We start from the raw sequence: 20,316 nt of genomic DNA on the forward strand, positions 1-20,316 counted from the left end.
TCAGATCACAGTTCAGAGGTGTGAGGAATGTGAAATTCTTTCTATTCAGATTATCTAAAATTTATGCATAAGATTAATCCCCAACTTTTTTGCTTGATCCGTTAAATCATTAAACGGGGTAACTTCGATCAGTTTTACTGTGTAATTAATATCTGCTACTTTAAATTGGACACGCTCGCTAATACCTGCAGTTTTGCAATCGTAACCAATGCAAAGGCTTTCACTTTTAGTTTGTAATCCTGTTTTTGTGGTTAACGACACAAGCGCTTTTCCAGCTACTGCACAAAATGCATTTATCGGACAACGATTATCTTCTATTGCAGTAACCGTAAATGTTGTTGCGCCAATGGTTTGGGGCGAATTAATAGTGAAATCTTTGGCTTCTGTACCTGCAACAAATTTTTTCTTACAGCCAGATGTTAAGATAAGTAATGCGATAAAAAGATAATAAAAGTTTTTCATTTTGTAGTTTTTTGGTTTATCTCAAAACGAAAAAGATTAGAAAAACGCTACACTTAAATCGAAATCCAATGTGCTCCCTCAATCATTGAAAGTAAGTCGGTTCTTGGCTCAAGATTTAAATAGGGATAAGTTACTTTAGAAAGATAAAGACCCGTTGGGTGAGCGGGTGCAATAATATTACCTATTTCTAAAGAAATAAAATGACTTTCAAACTCGTCAACGCTTAATTCGCCTTTACCTACTTTTATAAGCTGCCCCATAATTATGCGGATCATTTTTCCCAAAAATCGGTTACTGGCAATGTTAAAACGAATTCTATCTCCTTTGGCGTTCACAAATAAATCGGCTTCCATTACATTACATTTGGTATGGTCGTACTTATTTGGGTGGGTGCAAAAGGCTTTATAATCCTTATACTTCGTTAAAAGATTTACTGCCGCTTTCATTTTATGTAAGTCGAGATTTGCTTCCTGATAAAGGGAACTTTGTGTGCTTAAAAACGGGTCTTTGTAAGTATGTAAAAAGTAATCATACTTCCGCTGAACGGCATCAAAACGAGCGTGAGGCTTACCCTCCATTTTAATAATATCGAAAACGGCGATGTTGTAAGGTAAAGCCTTATTTAGGATGAAAAGTAAATCAAATTCAATTTCTTTTTCAAAATCTGCGTGAAAGAAAAACTGACTCGCATGTACGTGAGCATCCGTTCGGCCACAGCCAATAATAGGAATTGTTGTTTTAAAAATTTTAGAAAGCGTTTGCTCTATAACTTCCTGAACGCTTTTAACGCCAGGTTGTCTTTGCCAGCCACTAAAATATTGACCCTGATAGGCGATGTGAAAGAAATACCTCATTATAGTGCTGCAATTTTACGCAAATTTTAGCTCCGAAGTGATTAAATCCTATTTTTGTGTTTTAGAAAATACCAATGAACTCAATTAATTGCCCTTGCGGAACTGGCTTGCAATACGAAAATTGTTGCCAACCTTATCATTTAAAAACTAAACTTGCACTAACCACCGAAGCCTTAATGCGTTCTCGTTATGCAGCATTTGTAGTAGCCGATGGCGATTATTTATTTGAAACTACGCACGCAAGTAAGAGAAAAGGGAATTCTAAAGAGGCTTATTTAAAAAGTGCCAAAAATACCAAATGGCTTAAACTCGAAATAATTTCTTCAGCTTTTGATGTGGTGGAGTTTAAGGCTTACTACTTGACGAGTAAATTTAAAACAGAAGTGCTGCATGAAAAGTCTAACTTCAAATTAGAAGATGGGAAATGGTATTATGTTGATGGCGAGTTTTATTAAGATAAAAAATCATATAAATTTTGCGATTATCCTTAAACGTCTACCTCTAAAGTAAGCTCTATTTGTCCAACATTTGTTTTGTAAACGTCTAAAGACACTAAATCAACTGTATTCACATCAAAATCTTGTGCTTTAGCAATCGCTAAGTATTTTTCTCTTATCTCAATTAAAAGTTGTTTTCTTGTAAAACCAGATTCCGAATTTAAAACAAAAGAAACTGGCTCTTCTAATGGATATTCTATCGAAATTGTGATTTCACTTTCAGAAATAACAATTTCATCAGCATCAACTAAGTTCAATATTTCTTCGTTTCCACGCCCAATATTTACCCACGGAATAATCCCATCATCACCTATGGTTCGTGTTGCCCTAACATTAAAAGTAATAATGTTAATTAGGTTTTTAGGGATTTGATTGTCGTTATCTTCTAAATTCATATTTACAATTTCTTCGCCTCGTTCCAATAAATATCCATTTCGGCAAGCGTCATATCTGCCAAAGCTTTTCCATTTTGTTTTGCTTTGTCCTCTAAATATTGAAAACGCTTAATGAATTTCCTATTAGTCTTCTCCAAAGCATTTTCTGGATTAATGTTGATGAAGCGAGCGTAATTGATTAACGAGAAAAGTACATCGCCAAATTCAGATTCAGCTTTTTCTACATCTATGGCTATATTATCTGCTACATTAAATTCAGCTTTAAATTCCTGAAGTTCTTCCTCAACTTTTTCCCAAACCTGGTTTTTGTCTTCCCAATCAAATCCTACACCACGAGCTTTTTCCTGTATTCTTGAGGCTTTAACCAAAGCTGGCAAAGAAGTTGGAACACCAGCCAAAACAGATTTATTTCCCTCTTTTAGTTTTATTTGTTCCCAATTGCGTTTTACATCTTCTTCATTTTCTACTTCAACATCACCATAAATATGTGGATGACGATTAACCAATTTATCGCAAACGCCATTTAAAACATCAGTAATGTTAAAATCATTAGTTTCTGAAGCAATTCGAGAGTAGAAAACTAAATGCATCATCACATCGCCTAATTCCTTTTTAATTTCGTTTAAATCACCCTCTAAAATAGCATCGCTTAACTCGTAAGTTTCTTCGATGGTTAAATGGCGCAGGGTTTCCATGGTTTGTTTTTTATCCCAAGGGCATTGCGTACGAAGTGTATCAAGAACGGTTAAAAGTCTGTTAAAGGCATCAGCAGGATTATTTGCAATGACAGGAATTGGATTATTCGGCATGGTTTATAATTTATCGAACGCTAAAATACCAAACCCAAGCGATTAAGAAAAATTGAAACGGAATTCTGAACCATAAATACTTAATTCCTGGTCCGGGTTTGTGTAAATTTTCGTAATTAATTTGATGTTTTGCAGCGTAAATGTTAGCAGGTAAAATGGCGACAAGAAAGACTATCAATGCTATTCCGGTGTAATAACGGGTAACTTCAATACTTAAACCAATCGCAAATAGAATTTCTAAAATACCCGTAAGGATTACAATTTCTACTTTCTTTGGAATAAAAAGAGGAATCATTGCCGCCATACTGGTTTTAAATTTGAAATGACCGATTGCTGTAAAAATTAACATTACAGCCATTGCAATGTTGCCAGCGAAGATATTGCCTTTATCAAAATTAGTGTGGCTACCAAAGGCAAGCAAGGCTACATAAACAATAAGTAGTACAAATAGGGGTTTCATGAATAGTAATATTTAACCGCAAAGTAAGTAAAGAATAACGCAAAGAGCTCAATGCTAAGTTTAAAGTATCTTAATAACCATTGTGTCCTCTGCGTTTAAAAATCACGATATCAAATTAAAAGCAATCAAAATCGTGGCAACAAAAAGCACAATTAAGCCCGATAAGAATATAAAGTCGGCAGTTTTCTCTAAACGTTGACTGATGGATTCTCCTTTTCTCATCGAGATAAATGATAGGATACAACTCGTCATAAAGCACATTACAGCGACAACGGCGAATTCATCAATTAGCGAACTATCAGATAGATTTAACTTTTTTAATGAGGTACGTACGATGAAACATATCCCCAATAAGTTGGCAGATGTGCTTAAAATATGAGGAGAACGGGTTTCTGCCATTTAATCTTTTTCCTCTAATTTAATCTTTTTTGTGATTCGATAAACACGTTTTTTCTTTTCAGGTTTATGTTCTTCACCCATTAAAATTCCCCAAGGCTTTAAGGTGTCAACTCTATCGAAAATAATTTTTAGCATCGCCAAGTATGGAATGCATAAAAACATACCTGAAATACCCCAAATCATTTCGCCAATTACAATTCCTAAGAAAGCAAATAAAGCATTGATTTTTACTTTCGAACCTACAACCAACGGCATTAAAATGTTGCCATCAAGAGCATGCACACCAATAAAAGTAATTAAAACGAGTAAAACTTTCCCAGCTCCAGCTGTTGCAAAAGTGATTAAACAACTTACAACCAAGGCGAATAAAATCCCCAAATAAGGAACAACATTAAAAATACCCGCAACCAAGCCTAATAAAATAGCATATTTTACACCCAATAAACTTAAAATTGCAATCATTAAAATGGTTACAATAAGCATCTGGAGGAATAACCCGATAATATATTTCTTAATAATATATTGAATTTGAGATACAATTTCGGTAACCTTTTCTTTATGTTCTTGCTTAAAAACAGATGTTAAAAAGGTGAATAAAACCCTCCGGTAATTTAATATGAAGAAAGTAAACAATAAGGTGAAAGCTAAAAATAATAGTGTAGAAGATAGTGTTGCTAATGTTGTGGCAACAATTGTTGCACTGGTAGCCAATGCTTTCTCTGTACTGTCGTTTAAATAAGCAAGCTGTTTTTCTGTATTTACATTAAATGTAGTCGAAATCCAATGTTGCAATTCGTGGAAAGAAACATTTGCTTTTTGTTTTAGTAAAGGCCAATCTTTCCATAAATCGCTTAGCTGGTTTCCGAAAAAGTAAATAATACCACCAATTCCGGCAATCATTAAAATTACAGAAACAATTGCTGCCAAACTTCTTTTCATCTTAAGTTTTTGTTCTAAAAAGTTGGCTACAGGTAGCAATAAAATCCCCATTAATAAGGAGAATAGCAGTGGTGCTAATAGCGATTGTCCTAAAATGGCGATGTATGTTAAACTGATTAAACAGAAAAGTACCAGCGCAAGTTTTGGTAGAAAAGAGAGTTTGTCTTTCATTGTATAACTTAAAATCCAGATAAATACAAAATGCCCGATTAATTGTTTCATTAATCGGGCATTTAAATATAATAGATTATTTTTTAATAGATACTCGCTTTATCTAAAAGTGAAATATCTTCTGGTGTTAATTTTAAACTAGCAGCTTGTGTAAAGGATTTTAGCTGACTTAAATCAGTTACGCTAGCAATTGGAGCTGTAATTGATGGATGATAGATTAACCATGCCAATGCAACAGAAGCTTGCTCGACATTGTGCATATCTGCAACTTTATCCAATGCATCTAAAATTCTAAATCCACGTTCGTTTAAATATTTTTTAACGCCACCTCCACGCTGACTTTTAGTTAAATCATCCTCGCTACGGTACTTGCCAGTTAAAAAACCGCTCGCCAAAGAATAATAAGTAATTACACCTAAATCATGCTCTAAGCAAATTTTTTCATGGTCTCTTTCAAATTCTTCTCTATCAAAAAGATTGTATCCAGGCTGATAAACCTGATATTTAGGCAAATCATTTGCAGCAGAAGCAAGCAACGATTCTTTTAATCTATCGGCCGAAAAGTTTGATGCACCAATCCACCGTACTTTACCATCCCTGATTAAAGTTTCGTAGGCACCCAAAGTTTCCTCAACTGGTGTTGTTTCATCATCGAAATGCGAAAAATATAAATCTACATAGTCAGTTTGCAGACGAGAAAGCGAGTGCTCAACTTCATTAATTATGTAATCCTTTTTTAGCGATTTGCCTAGGCCCATATCAGAACCAACTTTGGTTGCAATAATTACGTCGTGGCGTTTGTTATGTTTTTTAAGCCAACTACCAATAATTGTTTCCGATTCGCCACCTTTATTTCCGGGTACCCAACGAGAATAAACATCAGCTGTATCAATAAAATTGAAGCCACTTTCAATGAAATGGTCTAAAATTTCAAAGGATTTTTGCTCGTCGATAGTCCAACCGAAAACATTTCCTCCAAAAACTACTGGCGCAATATTTAAATCTGTTTTACCTAATATTCTTTTTTTCATGATACACATTTTAGTAATGATTTAACAAAAATATTAGGTTCTGGTTTTGCTGCCGTGGTTTAAGTTACGTCAGATTTTTATTGTGATAGTTATTTGAAAAGCAATTCATCACTTTTTGAAGTTAGTCCCGTGTTAGGCTATATCTTTTAACTGTATTTTCGCACAGCCCCAAATAACAGTTAAAAGGATGCCGCTGCACCAGGGTTTAGAAACTTCTGTATTTACAACTATTTAAGTTTCCTAACAATTTGCAAAACCTTAAGCCTTATACCTTTTAACCCTCAGCCTTTGTAGCTCTCAACATTTCTCGCTTCCCAGGTGCGCCTGGTAATTTTTCAATGGTAAAACCATTGGCCTTAACTGCTCTTTTTAGTTTTCCTGTAATGGCGTAGGTAACAAAAGTTCCGCCAGGTTTTAAGAAACTACAAGCATGACTTATAATTTCATCGCTCCACATTTCTGGCTGGTGTTGAACAGAAAAGGCATCGTAATAAATTACATCGAACTTTTTATCGGTGCTAAACTCTGTAAGTGTAGTATGCGGAATTTCTAAATTGCAAAGTGGAGATATATTTTGCGTTTCAGTCAAAGCTTTATCGTATCCAGCAGTAAAATCGCTCCAAATTTGAGGAGAAACATATTCCGAATAACCTGTTTGATTAATTACATCTAAGGTTAAAGGGAAGGCCTCAATGCTGGTGTAGTTTAATTTTATGTTGTTTAACGTACAATACTCGAAACTCAAAATAAAGTTTAATCCTGTGCCAAAGCCAACCTCTAAAATCGAAATTTCTGATTTTTCTGCCGATGCAAATTTTAAACCTGCATCAATAAAAACGTGTTTACTTTCTTGCAAAGCGCCATGTTTGCTATGGTAATGTTCGCCAATGGTTTCATTGTAAAGTGTATTCGAACCATCGGCGGTTTTAGTAATAATGTTCATGTATTTAGCAGGGTTTGAAAGATTGAGTGATTTTCAAAATAATGATGCAAAGATAGGTCAGGATTTTAAACATTAAAGGATTTTAAGATATTGATTTAGACTGAGCTTTGGTCTTTCCGCTTTCAGCTCTTATCTTTGGTCTTATTATGGATATCGAATCTTTCAGAGAATATTGTTTAAGTCTGCCGGGTACAACCGAAGGCATAAAATGGGAGCATCTGTGTTTTATGATTGAAGAAAAAATCTACATCATCATAGCCATAGAGGAGGGGACTAGGTTTTCTATTAAATGTAATCCAGATGATTTTGACACACTAACAGCAAGAGATGGAATTTCACAAGCTTACCATTTGGCAAAACGCCAGTGGATTCAGGTAGAAAATCTGGATGTATTAAATGATAAAGAATTAAAAGAAAGAGTTGCCGATTCTAGAGCAATGGTTTTAGCAAAGTTGCCAAAGAAAACACAAGCAAAATATGCAGAAAATAATTCCTAATAATTTTTATTGTTTACCATTATCTTTTTTTATCCCCTTGTCTGCATTAATTTCTTTGGATTTCATCACGTTGAAACGATACATATCTTCGGTAGGAACTAATTTTCTTGTACACTTTTCAATATCTGTTCCCTCTTGCCATAAATACGGACGGAAGCTATACGTTTTACTGCCATCCAAATTTCCAATAAACTGATCCCAGCTGGTCCAACGTAAACCTTTGTAAAATTTGGACAAGTCGCTATCAAAACAGAATATCAAGAATTCGCCGTAGCCAGCACCAAGTGGTTGCCATGTTAAAGTATTCGGCTCCAGATAGTATACGTTTTTAATGTCTTTCCCTAAACCACCATAATTAATAGCAAAGAAACCTCCAACAGCATCATCAGCAATTAAAAGATAAGGAACGTTATCGCCATATTCTTTAATTGTTTTGTCCTTATTCCACTCTGCAACATTTCTGCTTAAGCGTTCACTACCTGAACCTAAAATTCTAATCCACCCATTATCGACCATAATTCCGCCAGTATTGTAGATTACAGAGCCAAGTGTGGCATAGGTTGTCATTTGAGAATTATACAAAACTTCTTTAGCCTTTGTAGAATCTACAGGCAAAACTTCAACTTTATTTTTTGCAGCACCAATCCATTTTTGCACAAGTGGCCAAGCTGGGTCGGTATTGTTTATTAATTTATCTAAACTTATTAGTTTGTTTTGCGCTGATGCAGCTAATGAAAACGAAGATAAGCTTAGAATAAATAATGTTTTGAGTATGCTTTTCATGCCGGGATTTTATGTTTTTCAAAGATATAATGATAATCAGAAAATTATAATGGAACTTATTAATTTTAATGGCTAGTTATTTTGATTATTATTTGTTGAAAGCGAGGTTTTATAGGCTACTTATCTATGTCTAATGTCATGCTGAATTTATTTCTGTATTAAGACCCAGATATAAATTGAGCGTGACGACCGCCATTACCCAAAACCTAATTAAAATATCCATAAAAAAACGCTCTCGAATTGTCGGGAGCGTTCATATTATAGGTTTGATATTCCTCTCAGGGATGAAAATCTTTGGCTTTTAAATAGAAAACCTTCAGCCCTCTACCTTAAACCCTGAACCTTAAAATTACCACATTCTAATCCTATCTTCTGGTTTTTTGTATAATTTATCACCAGGTTTAACATCAAAAGCGGTGTACCAAGCATCCATATTTACCGGTGCACCAATTGTACGGTACGGACCAGGAGAATGCGGGTCAGTTTTAATTAACTGAGCAGCGCTTTCTGGTAAAATATTACCTCTCCAAACCTGTGCCCAAGCTAAGAAGAAACGTTGATCTGGAGTAAAACCGTCAATTTTCTCATTGCTTTGGCCTTGTTTAGTCATTTTAAATGCCGTGTAAGCCGCATTTAAACCACCTAAATCACCAATATTTTCGCCCATTGTTAATTTACCAATAACATGTACAGTATCTAAAACGGTGTAAGCATCAAATTGTTCGCCTAAAGCTTTTGTTTTAGCGTCGAATTTAGCTTTGTCTTCTGGAGTCCACCAGTTTTTTAAATTACCTTTTGCATCATATTGACTTCCGCTATCATCAAAGCCATGGCTCATTTCGTGACCAATAACCGCACCAATGCCGCCGTAATTTAAGGCATCGTCAGCATTTGGGTCGAAGAAAGGGAACTGTAAAATTCCAGCAGGGAAGGTAATTGAATTCATTGTAGGGCTGTAAGATGCATTTACAGTTGGTGGCGTCATACCGAACTTGGTACGATCTACTGGTTTACCCAATCTATTTACATTTTCATTGTAGCCCCAAACGCTTGCATTACGCAGGTTTTGAAAATAAGTTGCTCTATTAATATTTAAACCAGTGTAAGTTTCCCATTTAGTAGTGTAGCCAACTTTCGGCTCAAAAGCAGCAAGTTTTTCTAGTGCTTTTTTCTTAGTTTCTGCGCTCATCCATTCCAAACCATTAATTCTGATTTCGAAAGCTTTACGCAAGTTAACAATCATGGCGTCCATACGGGCTTTAGCCTCAGGTTTGAAATACTTCGCCACATAAAGCTGACCTAATAATTCGCCAATTGTGCCATCAGTTAACGATGACATACGTTGCCAACGTGGAGTTTGAACTTTTTGTCCGGTTTGTGCTTGTGTGAAAGCGAAACTTGCTTTAACAAATGGCGAGCTTAAGCTCGATGCAGAACCTTTTAAAAGATTCCACTCTAAATAAGTTTTCCAATCAGCCACAGAAACCGATTTCAACATAGCATCTACACTTGCCATAAATTTAGGCGAAGAAACCAATAAAGTATCCTGACCTGTAATTTTGAATTTAGGTAAATATGTTGCCCAGTTAATATCGGGTGTTTTTTTGTTTAATTCGGCAACTGTAAGTTTGTTATAAGTAGCATAAGGGTCACGCATTTCCAGGCGGCTCATTTGTGCTTCCGCAAATTGCTTTTCTATTTTGAAAACGGTTCCAGCTTTTTGCTTAGCAACTTCAGGTGCATTTCCTGTTAGCGTAAATAGCGTGGTCATGTAAGTATTGTAAGCTTCACGAATTTTCACACTACGTGTATCGTCTTTTAAATAATAATCGCGGTCTGGTAACGTAGTGCCACCCTGACCAATGTTAACCATATATTTGTTAACGTTTTTACGGTCTTGGCCAACACCAACTCCAAACATGGCGCCAGCTAAACCATTTACACGCATATATGCAACCTGATCTAAAACACCCTGAATATCTTTAATCTGTTTAATTTTTTCTAAATCGGCTTTGATTGGCGTGTAACCTAATTTTTCAATTGTTACCGTATCCATCGCAGCTGCGAAGAAATCGCCAACTCTGCGTTTTACCGAACCTACAGGAGCCGATTTATCAGCTGCAGCATCTTCAACTAAAGTTTTTACTGCATTGATATTGAAATCGCGAAGTTCGTTAAATGAGCCCCAGCGTGTTTCTTTCGCCGGAACAGGATTGTTTTTAATCCACGTACCACTTGCGTACTGGTAGAAATCGTCGCCTGGTTTAACAGATAAATCCATGTTAGCAGGGTCGATATATTTTTTTGGTGCTTGCGCATTTGCCGAAAGACCAGCGGCGACTATACCAAGTGCCGCAAAATATCCTTTCAAATTTTGGTATTTCATTCGCTTAAAAAGTTAGTTTTTACAGCGAAATTTAAGAAATACTAATTAATACTGAAACTTTATATTAGAAATATTACTTGTTAAACCAATAGTAAAGTTTGGTAAGGCCAAGTCTTCTCAGGAATTCGGTAGGCGAAAATAGGGTTTTAATAGATTTCATGATTTTAAATCTTTTATACACTATTAACATTTTTTAACACTATTTATTGTGTAGTTGTAAAAATTTTGATTATTAAGAATGATTTGAAATAAAGCACTAATTTTGAAGAAATGCATATTTAAGTTTACAGGATTTGAAAACTAATGTTAGTATTTCATAGGATTTGTAGTCCCGCCATTCGCTGCAATCTTTTTGTTAATGTCAGTCTGAGCCCGTTGAAGAAATGCTACAAAAAGTATTTTCGCTATTGTCGGGTTTATTTAACTTTAAACATTGCTACTGTTTGAGCCACCTAAACCCGACAAAGTGGAAAACCCGGAGGCCAATTTTTTATTGGCCGAGGATTTGAAACGATGGCGGGAAGAAAGAAACCGAAAAGTATTTAACAGTGCTTTTCAAAAAAAGATATTTAAATGAGTCATACCCACGATAAAGAGGATAGCTGTTGCAGCAAAGCACATAATCAAAACCACCAACAAGGGCATTCGCACGAAGACGGCGATGAACACAACCACGACCATGGTGGGGACCCGACCGCATTTAAAACTTATTTACCAGCTATATTTACACTTGCGATGCTGCTTATTGGTATTGCTTTCGATAATATTTTCAACGTTGAGGCTTTTAAAATTATCCGCCTGTATTGGTATATTGTGGCTTATTTGCCAGTCGGGATTCCGGTTTTAAAAGAAGTTTGGGAAACCTTTAAAGCAAAAGATTTCTTTACCGAATTTTCATTGATGTCTATCGCTACCATCGGTGCTTTTGCAATTGGAGAATATCCTGAGGGCGTAACCGTAATGCTTTTTTATACCATTGGGGAGCTTTTTCAAATGGCTGCTGTTAATAGAGCCAAAAGAAATATTGCGGCCTTGCTCGATGTTAGAGCGGATGTTGCTCATGTTTTAAGAAACGGAAAATATGAAAACATAAATCCAGAAAAGGTAGAAATTGGTGAAACCATTCAAATAAAAGCAGGCGAAAAACTCCCTTTAGATGGCGAAATGTTATCAGAAAAAAGTAGTTTCAATACAGCTGCTTTAACTGGCGAAAGTAAGCCCCAAACCATAAAAAAAGGCGAAACCGTTTTAGCTGGAATGTTGAATTTAGATAAGGTTATTGAGGTAAAAGTAACGAAAGTTTTTGCAGATAGTGCCTTATCTCGGATTTTGGAAATGGTTCAAAATGCAACTACCCGGAAAGCGAAAACAGAATTATTCATCCGCAAGTTTGCTAAAGTTTACACGCCAATTGTGTTCTTTTTGGCGTTGGCTTTAGTTACTATCCCGATTTTAATTTTAGGTAACGAATATCATTTTCAAACCTGGTTATACCGTTCGCTGGTTTTTCTGGTCATTTCTTGTCCTTGTGCTTTGGTTATTTCTATTCCGCTGGGTTATTTTGGTGGTATTGGTGCAGCCTCTTCAAATGGAATTCTATTTAAGGGATCCAATTTTTTAGATTTAATTACCAAACTTAATGTCGTGGTAATGGATAAAACCGGAACATTAACAAAAGGCGTTTTTAAGGTTCAAAAAGTAGAAAGTAATATTGATGAAAATGAATTTCTAAATCTTTTAACCTCAGTTGAGGCAAAATCTACCCATCCAATTGCAAAAGCGATTGTAGAATATGCAGGTGAAAAAGAAATCCATGCGGCAGAAAATATCGAAGAAATTGCCGGAATGGGTTTAAAGGGTACTGTAAATGGCAAAGAAATTTTAGCTGGAAATATTAAGCTTTTAGAAAAATTTAATATCGATTTTGATCCGAAAATTGCAGATATTGAGGAAAGTATTGTGGTGCTTGCGGTTGATAAAAAATACGCTGGCTATGTTTTAATCGCCGATGAAATTAAAGAAGATGCTGCTGATGCAGTTAAACAATTGCATGAAAATGGCATAAAACAAGTCGTAATGTTAAGTGGCGATAAAACGACTATCGTTAAAAAAGTTGCTGGTTCTTTAAGTATTGATTCTTATTTCGGCGATTTATTGCCAGAAGATAAAGTTGCCAAACTTGAAGAAATTAAAAAAGACAAAACCAAAGTGGTTGCTTTTGTTGGCGATGGTATAAACGATACACCGGTTTTAGCCATTAGCGATATTGGCATGGCAATGGGCGCTATGGGGAGCGATGCCGCAATCGAAACTGCCGATGTAGTTATTCAGACTGACCAGCCCTCTAAAATAGTTACGGCTATAAAAATTGGCAAGGCCACTAAAAAAGTTGTTATTCAAAATATTGTGTTGGCTTTCGCTGTAAAGGCTATCGTTTTAATTTTAGGTGCTGGTGGTTTAGCCACCATGTGGGAAGCTGTTTTTGCTGATGTTGGTGTAGCACTTTTAGCAATTTTAAATGCGGTTAGGATTCAAAAAATGAAGTTTTAGCCTTGGTTTGTGCCTCCACGAAACGAGGCGTAGCTACAATTTCTGATTACTATAAATTTTAGTATATTTGATTATGTCCGAGCCAATTCCATATCCTGATTTACACGATGAACCCGTTCGGGAGTTTAATGAAATTGATGCATCATTAACTTACAGTTATGCAAATTATTTGAACTGGCTTTTTGATGATAGGGTAGAACTGATTAAAGGTAAAATCTTTAAAATGAGCCCTGCGCCATCGAGAGTTCATCAGTAAATTTCTAGAAATATATTTAATCCGTTGGTTAACTTTCTTAAAAATCTACCATGTAAAGTTTATTGCGCTCCTTTTGATGTTCGTTTTCCTAAAAAAAGCAAAGAAGATAAGGATGTATTTACGGTTCTACAGCCAGACATTTGTGTGGTTTGTGATAAAAGTAAATTAGATGATCGTGGTTGTATTGGTGCTCCTGATATTGTTGTCGAAATTTTATCGCCTGGAAATACCAAAATGGAACTTTTACATAAGTACAAAGTTTATGAGGAGTTCGGCGTAAAAGAATATTGGGTGGTAAGCCAAAGCGACCAAAATATTTTAATTTATACCCTCAACGATTTAGGGGAATTCCAACCCTCAAAACTGTTTACTTTAAGCGAAAAAATTACCTCGTCTGTTTTGCCAGGTTTTGAACTGGAATTGGATGATGTTTTCGAAGATTTGGATTAAGAGATTAAAGGAGAAAGACTAAAGCTGAAAAGTAGTTTTATGCACATCTTCATTGCTGTAGAGGTACGAAGTAATCTTAAAACGCCGGGTTATCAAAATCTTACAACAAGTCTTTTCAGTAGGAAATGATTTTTCTACTTCCCATGTTTGCTCCTATTTCAATCAAATTTTCTCATGTTATTTCTAGGTATTATATTTTCGTTGAGCTTTTAATATACACAAGCAGAACTTTATAAATCTGATTGACGGGAATCCCGATTTTTTATCGGGCGGAAAAAAAGCAGGGTTAACATAAAAATGAAATGCTGTTCTTACTTTTTAAAAAATAAAGAAACACCACACCTTGTAGGCATCCCTCTGGGAGAGGGAATTATGTGGCACCTAAATTTCACTTTAGTCTTTAATCTTTCAGCTTTATTCTTTAGCCTTTCATCTTAATTAGCTATTTTTGGGCTTTTATAAAAATTTTTCATGAGCATTTCCACGAAATACAATCCTGCAGAAACCGAAGATAAATGGTATAGCTATTGGTTAGATAAAAAATTTTTCCACTCAGAGCCTGACGAGCGTGAGCCTTACACTATTGTAATTCCGCCGCCAAATGTTACTGGAGTGCTGCACATGGGGCACATGTTAAACAATACTATTCAGGATGTTTTGATTCGTAAAGCTCGTATGCAAGGCAAAAATGCTTGCTGGGTTCCGGGAACTGACCACGCATCTATCGCTACTGAAGCGAAAGTTGTGGCGATGTTGAAGGAGCAGGGCATCAATAAAAAAGACCTTTCTCGTGAAGAATTTTTGAAATATGCTTGGGAATGGAAGGAAAAATACGGTGGTATTATTTTAGAGCAATTGAAGAAACTGGGTGCGAGTTGCGATTGGGACCGTACTCGTTTTACAATGGAAGAAGATCTTTCTGAAGCCGTTATCGACTCTTTTATTCATTTGTATAAAAAAGGTTGGATTTACCGAGGTATTCGTATGGTAAACTGGGACCCGGCTGGTAAAACGGCTGTTTCTGATGAAGAAGTTATCCGTAAAGAAGTTAACCAAAAGCTATATTATATTAAGTATCTGATTTCGGGAACGGAAGATCAGTTTTTAACCATTGCTACCACTCGTCCGGAAACAATTATGGCTGATGCTGCAATTTGCATTAACCCGAACGATGAACGTTTTACGCACTTAAAAGGTAAAAAGGTTTTTGTTCCATTGGTTAATCATGAAATCCCTGTTATTGAAGATGAATATGTTGATATTGAGTTTGGTACAGGTTGTTTAAAAGTTACACCAGCGCATGATTTGAACGATTATGAGTTGGGTGTTAAACACAATCTGCCCGTTACCGATATCTTAAATGATGATGGAACATTAAACGAATTGGCGGTTATTTTAGTAGGCGAAGATAGATTTGTAGCCCGTAAAAAGATTGCCAAAATGTTAGATGAGGCTGGTCATTTAGACAAAGTAGAAGATTATAAATCTCAAGTTGGTTTCTCTGAGCGTACCGATGCAGCTATCGAACCTAAGCTTTCGATGCAATGGTTTGTAAAGATGAAAGAGATGGCTCAACCTGCTCTTGATGATGTTTTGAATGGAGATGTAAACCTGATTCCGAATAAATTTGAGAACACTTATCGTCATTGGATGGAAAATGTTCGCGATTGGAACATTTCTCGCCAGCTTTGGTGGGGACAACAAATTCCGGCCTGGTACGATGATAAAGGAAACTGGGTGGTTGCTAAAACCAAAGATGAAGCTTTAGAGGAATTCTGGAAGAAAAAACATTTAGATGAGAGTTGCTCAGAAAGCGAAAAAGCTGGATTTAAACATCAATTGGAGCCTTTCGTAAAGCAAGATGAGGATGTAATGGATACTTGGTTTTCATCTTGGTTGTGGCCAATTTCTGTGTTTGATGGTTTTAAAGACCCAAATAATAAAGACATTAATTATTACTATCCAACAAACGATTTGGTTACCGCACCAGAGATTTTATTCTTCTGGGTGGCTCGTATGATTATGGCTGGACATGAGTTTATGGGTAAAAAACCATTTACAAATGTTTACTTAACAGGTATCGTTCGCGATAAATTAGGGCGTAAAATGTCTAAATCGTTAGGCAACTCGCCCGACCCAATTGGTTTGATTGAAAAATACGGTGCTGATGCGGTTCGTGTAGGAATGTTAATGTCTTCACCGGCTGGTAACGATTTAATGTTCGATGAAAGTTACTGTGAACAAGGTCGTAATTTCGCCTCGAAAATATGGAATGCTTTCCGTTTGGTTAAAGGTTGGGAAGTTGATGGAAATTTAGAAAATCCAAATAAGCAAGCCATTTCTTGGTTCGAAAACCGTTTTAATGAGGCTTTAATAGAAATTGAGGCAAACTTTAAACAATATCGTTTATCAGAAGCTTTAATGATCACTTATAAATTGGTTTGGGATGATTTCTGTGCCTGGTATTTAGAAATGGTTAAGCCTGCTTATCAACAACCGATTGATGCCGAAAGTTATAAAGCTACTGTTGGTTTTTTTGAGCAGATTATTAAATTATTGCATCCGAATATGCCTTTCTTAACGGAAGAATTATGGCATGATGATTTATTTGCAGCACGTGGAGAAATGGATTGCTGTATTGTAGCCGAATTCCCGAAAGGTGGCTCAATTAATGAAAAATTACTAAAAGATGCGGAGGTGATTAAAACGGTTGTAGCGGAGATTAGAAATATACGCAACCAGAAACAAATTTCTCCGAAAGAGGCTTTGCCTTTAAGTTTGAAAGTAAATTCTGACATTGATTACGAAAAATGGTTAAACATTGTTTTTAAATTGGCAAACGTTTCTGAAGCTGAAATTGTAAGTGATAAAATTGCTGGTGCGACGGCTTTTATGGCTGGAAAAGATGAATTCTTTATTCCACTTTCAGAAAATATTGATGTTGATGCCGAGCGCATTCGCTTAAATGCAGATTTGGTTTATTTACAAGGTTTCTTAAAATCGGTTGATGCAAAGTTGAGTAATGAACGTTTTGTGCAAAATGCAAAACCTGAAATTATTGCAAACGAGCGTAATAAAAAAGCAGATGCAGAAGCTAAAATTAAAATTATAGAAGAGAGTTTGGCGATTTTGGGGTAAAAGCCCCACCCAGTCCTCCCCTTTGGGGAGGACTCAAAGTGCATATCGTGCCTTGGTCGTGTCTCCGTGAAACGAGATATAGTTTTACCTATAAGGTCTTGAAGACCTTATAGGTTTTGTAAAACGGTCGTCATTCCCGCATATGCGAGGTTTAAAAAAATGAATTAAAAACTACTTCCTCCTTTCATTGGCTGAGGTCAAATTATTTCAAACGTTTTCCTAAATTTTCATTAAACACTTATGCCTCGGTTCGTGCCTCCACGAAACGATTTAGGCTATGTTAAAACCAAAGGTTTCAAAAATATTACTTACCAAAATTTAACGATTGCTTTATTAACCCTATTTTAGGTTCTGTTAAAATGGTTTACATCCATTTACCAATTTATGAGATAATCTAACCTAAAATCCTCAAATGGAAAACTCCAGAAGAAAATTTATAAAGCAATCGGCTGTTTTTGCTGCGGCTACTTACGCAGGTACAATGGGCATGAGCGCTAAAAGTTACGGACGAATCATCGGTGCAAATGACCGCGTTCGCGTTGGTGTTGTCGGCTTTTCAGACCGATTTAAAGACACACTTTTGCCTTGTTTCTTAAATCATAACAAAGAACTTAATTTCGATATTGTTGGCTTATCCGATTTATGGAGTTACCGCAGAGATTTGGGAATTAATCATTTAAAAGAAAAGTTTGGTCACGATATTAAAGCTTGCCGAAATAACGATGAGCTTTATGCTATGAAAGATTTGGATGCGGTAATCATCAGTACAGCCGATTTTCAGCACGCCTTACATACCATTGAGGCCGTAAAAGCCAATTGCGATGCTTATGTAGAAAAGCCTTTTGCAGAAACAATGGATGATGCTAAAGCAGCTTTAAAAGCAGTTAAGGCAACCGATAGAATTGTTCAGATTGGTTCGCAACGTAGAAGTGGAGAGAACTATGCAAATGCTGCAAAATATATTCAGGATGGAAAATTTGGGCCAATTACTGCTGTAGATTTAGTTTGGAATGTAAACCAGCCGGGAAGATGGCGCAGACCTGACTTAGTTGCAAAATTGAAAGAAGAAGACATCGATTGGAAAAGATTTTTATTAAACCGTCCTTCCGAAGCTTTCGACCCAAGAAAATACTTAGAATATCGTTTATTCTGGCCTTATTCATCAGGAATGCCAGGTCAGTGGATGTCGCATCAAATTGATACTGTTCACTGGTTTACAGGTTTAAAACATCCAAGAAGTGTTGTTGCAAACGGAGGAATTTATACATGGAAAGATGGCCGCAGAAACTGGGATTCGATGGTAGCTGTTTTTGATTATGGTTTGCCAAATTCGGAAGATGGATTTCAGGTTACCTTCACTTCGAGAATGCAGAATAGCGTTGGTGATGTTGGCGAAGTTTACTATTCAAACGGTGGAGAACTAAATCTAATTACGAATAAAGTTTCTCCAAAAGGTGGATTAAGACAACAGGAAGCTGCTGCAATGGGTATGAAAGCTAATCTTTTACCAGAATTTGATTTAAGTAAAACCGAAATTAAAGCAGCAACGGGTGCAAATATGGGTGGCGATGGACTAACATCAGGCCATATGAGAAACTGGATGGAATGTGTGCGCAGTCGCAAAACTCCAAATGCGCCAGTTGAAGCAGGTTATTCGCACTCCATTGCCAACATCATGACAAATGCAGCAGTTCGTACCGGAGCAAAATCAATTTTCGATGAAGCTAAACAAGAAGTAATCGCAAACGGAAAAGTATTTAAGTATTAATTTATTAAACGCATCATCATTGCGAGGCACGAAGCAATCTCTCTTGTAAAATAAATAGTTTCGTACCTCGCAACTACAGTGAAAAAAGAAAAACCATGTTAAACATCAAAAAATATAGTATTCTCGCCCTTTCCTTGATCAGTTTATCAGCTGCAGCGCAAAAAGCAAAACCATTATTCGATGGTAAAACCTTAACTGGCTGGAAAGCCGTTGCAGGTGCTGCACCCTACAAAGTAGAAGACGGCATGATTATCGGTACTATGACTAATGGAACACCCAATTCATTCTTAATTACAGAGAAAGAATACGGAGATTTTATTCTCGAACTGGATGTGAAATTGGAGGGTGAAAGTACAAATTCGGGTATTCAAACCCGAAGTCATATCAAGCCAGAAGGGAATAATGGAAAAGGTTTGGTTTTCGGCAGACAGGTTGAGATTGATCCTACACAAAGAGCCTGGACGGGCGGTATTTACGATGAAGCCAGAAGATTATGGCTGTATCCTTTAGAATTAAATCCTGCAGCAAAATCGTTATATAAAAAAAATGAGTTTAACCATTACAGAATCGAATGTATTGGTAACGAACTTAAAACTTGGGTAAACGGAAGTCCTGTGGCTTATGTAATCGATACGCTTGATAAATCGGGTTTTATTGGTTTGCAGGTTCATGGCATTGGTAATGTGTTAGAAAACGATGGCAAGAAAGTTTATTTCAAAAACATAAATATTCAAACTGAAAATTTAAAATCAAAGGCTTTCCCCAAAGGAATTTATACGGTTAATTTAACGCCAAATACTTTGTCTGTTTACGAAAAATCGGAGGGTTATAAATTGCTTTTCGATGGAAAAAGTAATGCCGGTTGGGTTGGTGCACATAAAACTACTTTTCCCGCTAAAGGTTGGAAAATTGAAAATGGAGTGATTAGTGTTGAGCCTTCAAGCGGAGGAGAATCTACAAATGGCGGCGATATTGTAACTAAGCAAGAATATGCTGCTTTCGATATGTCGTTCGAATTTAAGCTTACACCAGGTGCAAATAGCGGTGTGAAATATTTTGTAACCCTAAACGAGCAAAGTGCGGGTTCTGCGATAGGTTTGGAATATCAGGTTTTGGATGATGAATTGCATCCAGATGCTAAATTGGGTCGCGATGGAAACAGAACTTTAGCTTCGTTATACGATTTAATAACAGCGAAAAAAGAACCTAGATATCTTCGCCCTATTGGCAGCTGGAACAACGCTCGTTTAATAGTTTATCCTAATAACAAAGTTGAACATTATTTAAATGGTGTAAAAGTTTTGGAATATGTTCGTGGCTCAGAAGAATTTAAAAAGCTGGTTGCCATTAGTAAATATAAGGATTGGAAAAACTTTGGCGAGGCAGCAAAAGGTCATATTCTTCTTCAAGACCACGGTAATAAAGTAGATTTCAGAACCATTAAAATAAAAACCTTATAAGTTTGTTTAAATTTCGTCCTGCAAATTTACAAGTTTGTCACGCTGAGTGTAGTCAAAGCACATTTTAA

The 20,316-nt window shown here is 36.1% G+C and carries 19 protein-coding genes; 8 read left to right on the forward strand and 11 right to left on the reverse strand.

The window, feature by feature from the left end; translation table 11 throughout:
• Positions 1-54: 54 nt before the first annotated feature.
• Together ACFOUY_RS11380 and truA are read right to left on the reverse strand one after the other, a co-directional pair.
• The gene (locus ACFOUY_RS11380; RefSeq protein WP_378960735.1) at positions 55-462 is read right to left on the reverse strand and encodes a hypothetical protein; all 408 of its coding nucleotides are present in this window, start codon (positions 460-462) and stop codon (positions 55-57) included.
• A 53-nt stretch (positions 463-515) separates the two neighbouring features.
• Positions 516-1,316, reverse strand: coding sequence for a tRNA pseudouridine(38-40) synthase TruA (truA, locus tag ACFOUY_RS11385; RefSeq protein WP_378960737.1), 801 nt, complete (start codon positions 1,314-1,316; stop codon positions 516-518).
• A gap of 74 nt (positions 1,317-1,390) precedes the next feature.
• Between truA and ACFOUY_RS11390 the strand changes: the two genes are divergently transcribed.
• Complete coding sequence (locus tag ACFOUY_RS11390) at positions 1,391-1,771, forward strand: YchJ family protein (RefSeq protein WP_378960739.1); 381 nt, start codon at positions 1,391-1,393, stop codon at positions 1,769-1,771.
• Between the two features lie 32 nt (positions 1,772-1,803).
• On the opposite strand, the gene ACFOUY_RS11395 is transcribed toward ACFOUY_RS11390, so the two are convergent.
• The 7 genes from ACFOUY_RS11395 to mnmD all read right to left on the reverse strand — a co-directional run bounded on the left by ACFOUY_RS11395 (position 1,804) and on the right by mnmD (position 6,960).
• Positions 1,804-2,235 (reverse strand): hypothetical protein, encoded by a 432-nt coding sequence (locus tag ACFOUY_RS11395; protein ID WP_378960740.1) that lies wholly within the window; start codon positions 2,233-2,235, stop codon positions 1,804-1,806.
• Complete coding sequence (gene mazG, locus ACFOUY_RS11400; RefSeq protein ID WP_378960741.1) at positions 2,211-3,017, reverse strand: nucleoside triphosphate pyrophosphohydrolase; 807 nt, start codon at positions 3,015-3,017, stop codon at positions 2,211-2,213. The genes ACFOUY_RS11395 and mazG overlap by 25 nt, the downstream gene beginning before the upstream one ends.
• A gap of 10 nt (positions 3,018-3,027) precedes the next feature.
• A complete protein-coding gene (locus ACFOUY_RS11405; RefSeq protein ID WP_378960742.1) occupies positions 3,028-3,477 on the reverse strand; it encodes a DoxX family protein in 450 nt (149 codons plus the stop codon).
• A 102-nt stretch (positions 3,478-3,579) separates the two neighbouring features.
• Entirely contained in the window at positions 3,580-3,876 is a 297-nt protein-coding gene (locus ACFOUY_RS11410) for a hypothetical protein (protein ID WP_378960743.1), read from the reverse strand.
• Positions 3,877-5,037, reverse strand: coding sequence for an AI-2E family transporter (locus ACFOUY_RS11415; protein ID WP_378960744.1), 1,161 nt, complete (start codon positions 5,035-5,037; stop codon positions 3,877-3,879).
• Between the two features lie 32 nt (positions 5,038-5,069).
• A complete protein-coding gene (locus tag ACFOUY_RS11420) occupies positions 5,070-6,017 on the reverse strand; it encodes an aldo/keto reductase (protein ID WP_378960745.1) in 948 nt (315 codons plus the stop codon).
• A 274-nt stretch (positions 6,018-6,291) separates the two neighbouring features.
• Complete coding sequence (gene mnmD, locus ACFOUY_RS11425; RefSeq protein WP_378960746.1) at positions 6,292-6,960, reverse strand: tRNA (5-methylaminomethyl-2-thiouridine)(34)-methyltransferase MnmD; 669 nt, start codon at positions 6,958-6,960, stop codon at positions 6,292-6,294.
• Between the two features lie 146 nt (positions 6,961-7,106).
• Here mnmD and ACFOUY_RS11430 point away from each other — a divergent pair, with 146 nt between their 5' ends.
• Positions 7,107-7,457, forward strand: coding sequence for an MmcQ/YjbR family DNA-binding protein (locus ACFOUY_RS11430; protein ID WP_378960747.1), 351 nt, complete (start codon positions 7,107-7,109; stop codon positions 7,455-7,457).
• Positions 7,458-7,463: 6 nt separating this feature from the next.
• Here ACFOUY_RS11430 and ACFOUY_RS11435 read toward each other — a convergent pair whose 3' ends face one another.
• Entirely contained in the window at positions 7,464-8,240 is a 777-nt protein-coding gene (locus ACFOUY_RS11435; RefSeq protein WP_378960748.1) for a DUF2625 family protein, read from the reverse strand.
• 349 nt (positions 8,241-8,589) lie between these two features.
• Positions 8,590-10,626 carry a M13 family metallopeptidase gene (locus ACFOUY_RS11440; protein WP_378960749.1) on the reverse strand — a complete coding sequence of 679 codons (2,037 nt, stop codon included), beginning with the start codon at positions 10,624-10,626 and terminating at the stop codon, positions 8,590-8,592.
• Between the two features lie 573 nt (positions 10,627-11,199).
• On the opposite strand from ACFOUY_RS11440, the gene ACFOUY_RS11445 reads away from it, so the two are divergent.
• The 6 genes from ACFOUY_RS11445 to ACFOUY_RS11470 all read left to right on the forward strand — a co-directional run bounded on the left by ACFOUY_RS11445 (position 11,200) and on the right by ACFOUY_RS11470 (position 20,248).
• Complete coding sequence (locus ACFOUY_RS11445; RefSeq protein WP_378960750.1) at positions 11,200-13,176, forward strand: heavy metal translocating P-type ATPase; 1,977 nt, start codon at positions 11,200-11,202, stop codon at positions 13,174-13,176.
• 73 nt (positions 13,177-13,249) lie between these two features.
• Positions 13,250-13,432 (forward strand): hypothetical protein, encoded by a 183-nt coding sequence (locus ACFOUY_RS11450; protein WP_378960751.1) that lies wholly within the window; start codon positions 13,250-13,252, stop codon positions 13,430-13,432.
• Positions 13,433-13,444: 12 nt separating this feature from the next.
• On the forward strand, positions 13,445-13,882 hold the full coding sequence (locus ACFOUY_RS11455) for a Uma2 family endonuclease (RefSeq protein ID WP_378960762.1): 438 nt from the start codon (positions 13,445-13,447) through the stop codon (positions 13,880-13,882).
• A 471-nt stretch (positions 13,883-14,353) separates the two neighbouring features.
• Positions 14,354-17,020: a valine--tRNA ligase gene (locus ACFOUY_RS11460; protein ID WP_378960752.1), complete on the forward strand. Its 2,667-nt coding sequence runs from the start codon at positions 14,354-14,356 to the stop codon at positions 17,018-17,020.
• A 412-nt stretch (positions 17,021-17,432) separates the two neighbouring features.
• On the forward strand, positions 17,433-18,788 hold the full coding sequence (locus ACFOUY_RS11465; protein ID WP_378960753.1) for a Gfo/Idh/MocA family protein: 1,356 nt from the start codon (positions 17,433-17,435) through the stop codon (positions 18,786-18,788).
• 95 nt (positions 18,789-18,883) lie between these two features.
• Positions 18,884-20,248 carry a 3-keto-disaccharide hydrolase gene (locus tag ACFOUY_RS11470; RefSeq protein ID WP_378960754.1) on the forward strand — a complete coding sequence of 455 codons (1,365 nt, stop codon included), beginning with the start codon at positions 18,884-18,886 and terminating at the stop codon, positions 20,246-20,248.
• Positions 20,249-20,316 lie beyond the last annotated feature (68 nt).

Origin of the sequence: Pedobacter jamesrossensis (assembly GCF_042650905.1) — a bacterium.
Lineage (GTDB): Bacteria > Bacteroidota > Bacteroidia > Sphingobacteriales > Sphingobacteriaceae > Pedobacter > Pedobacter jamesrossensis.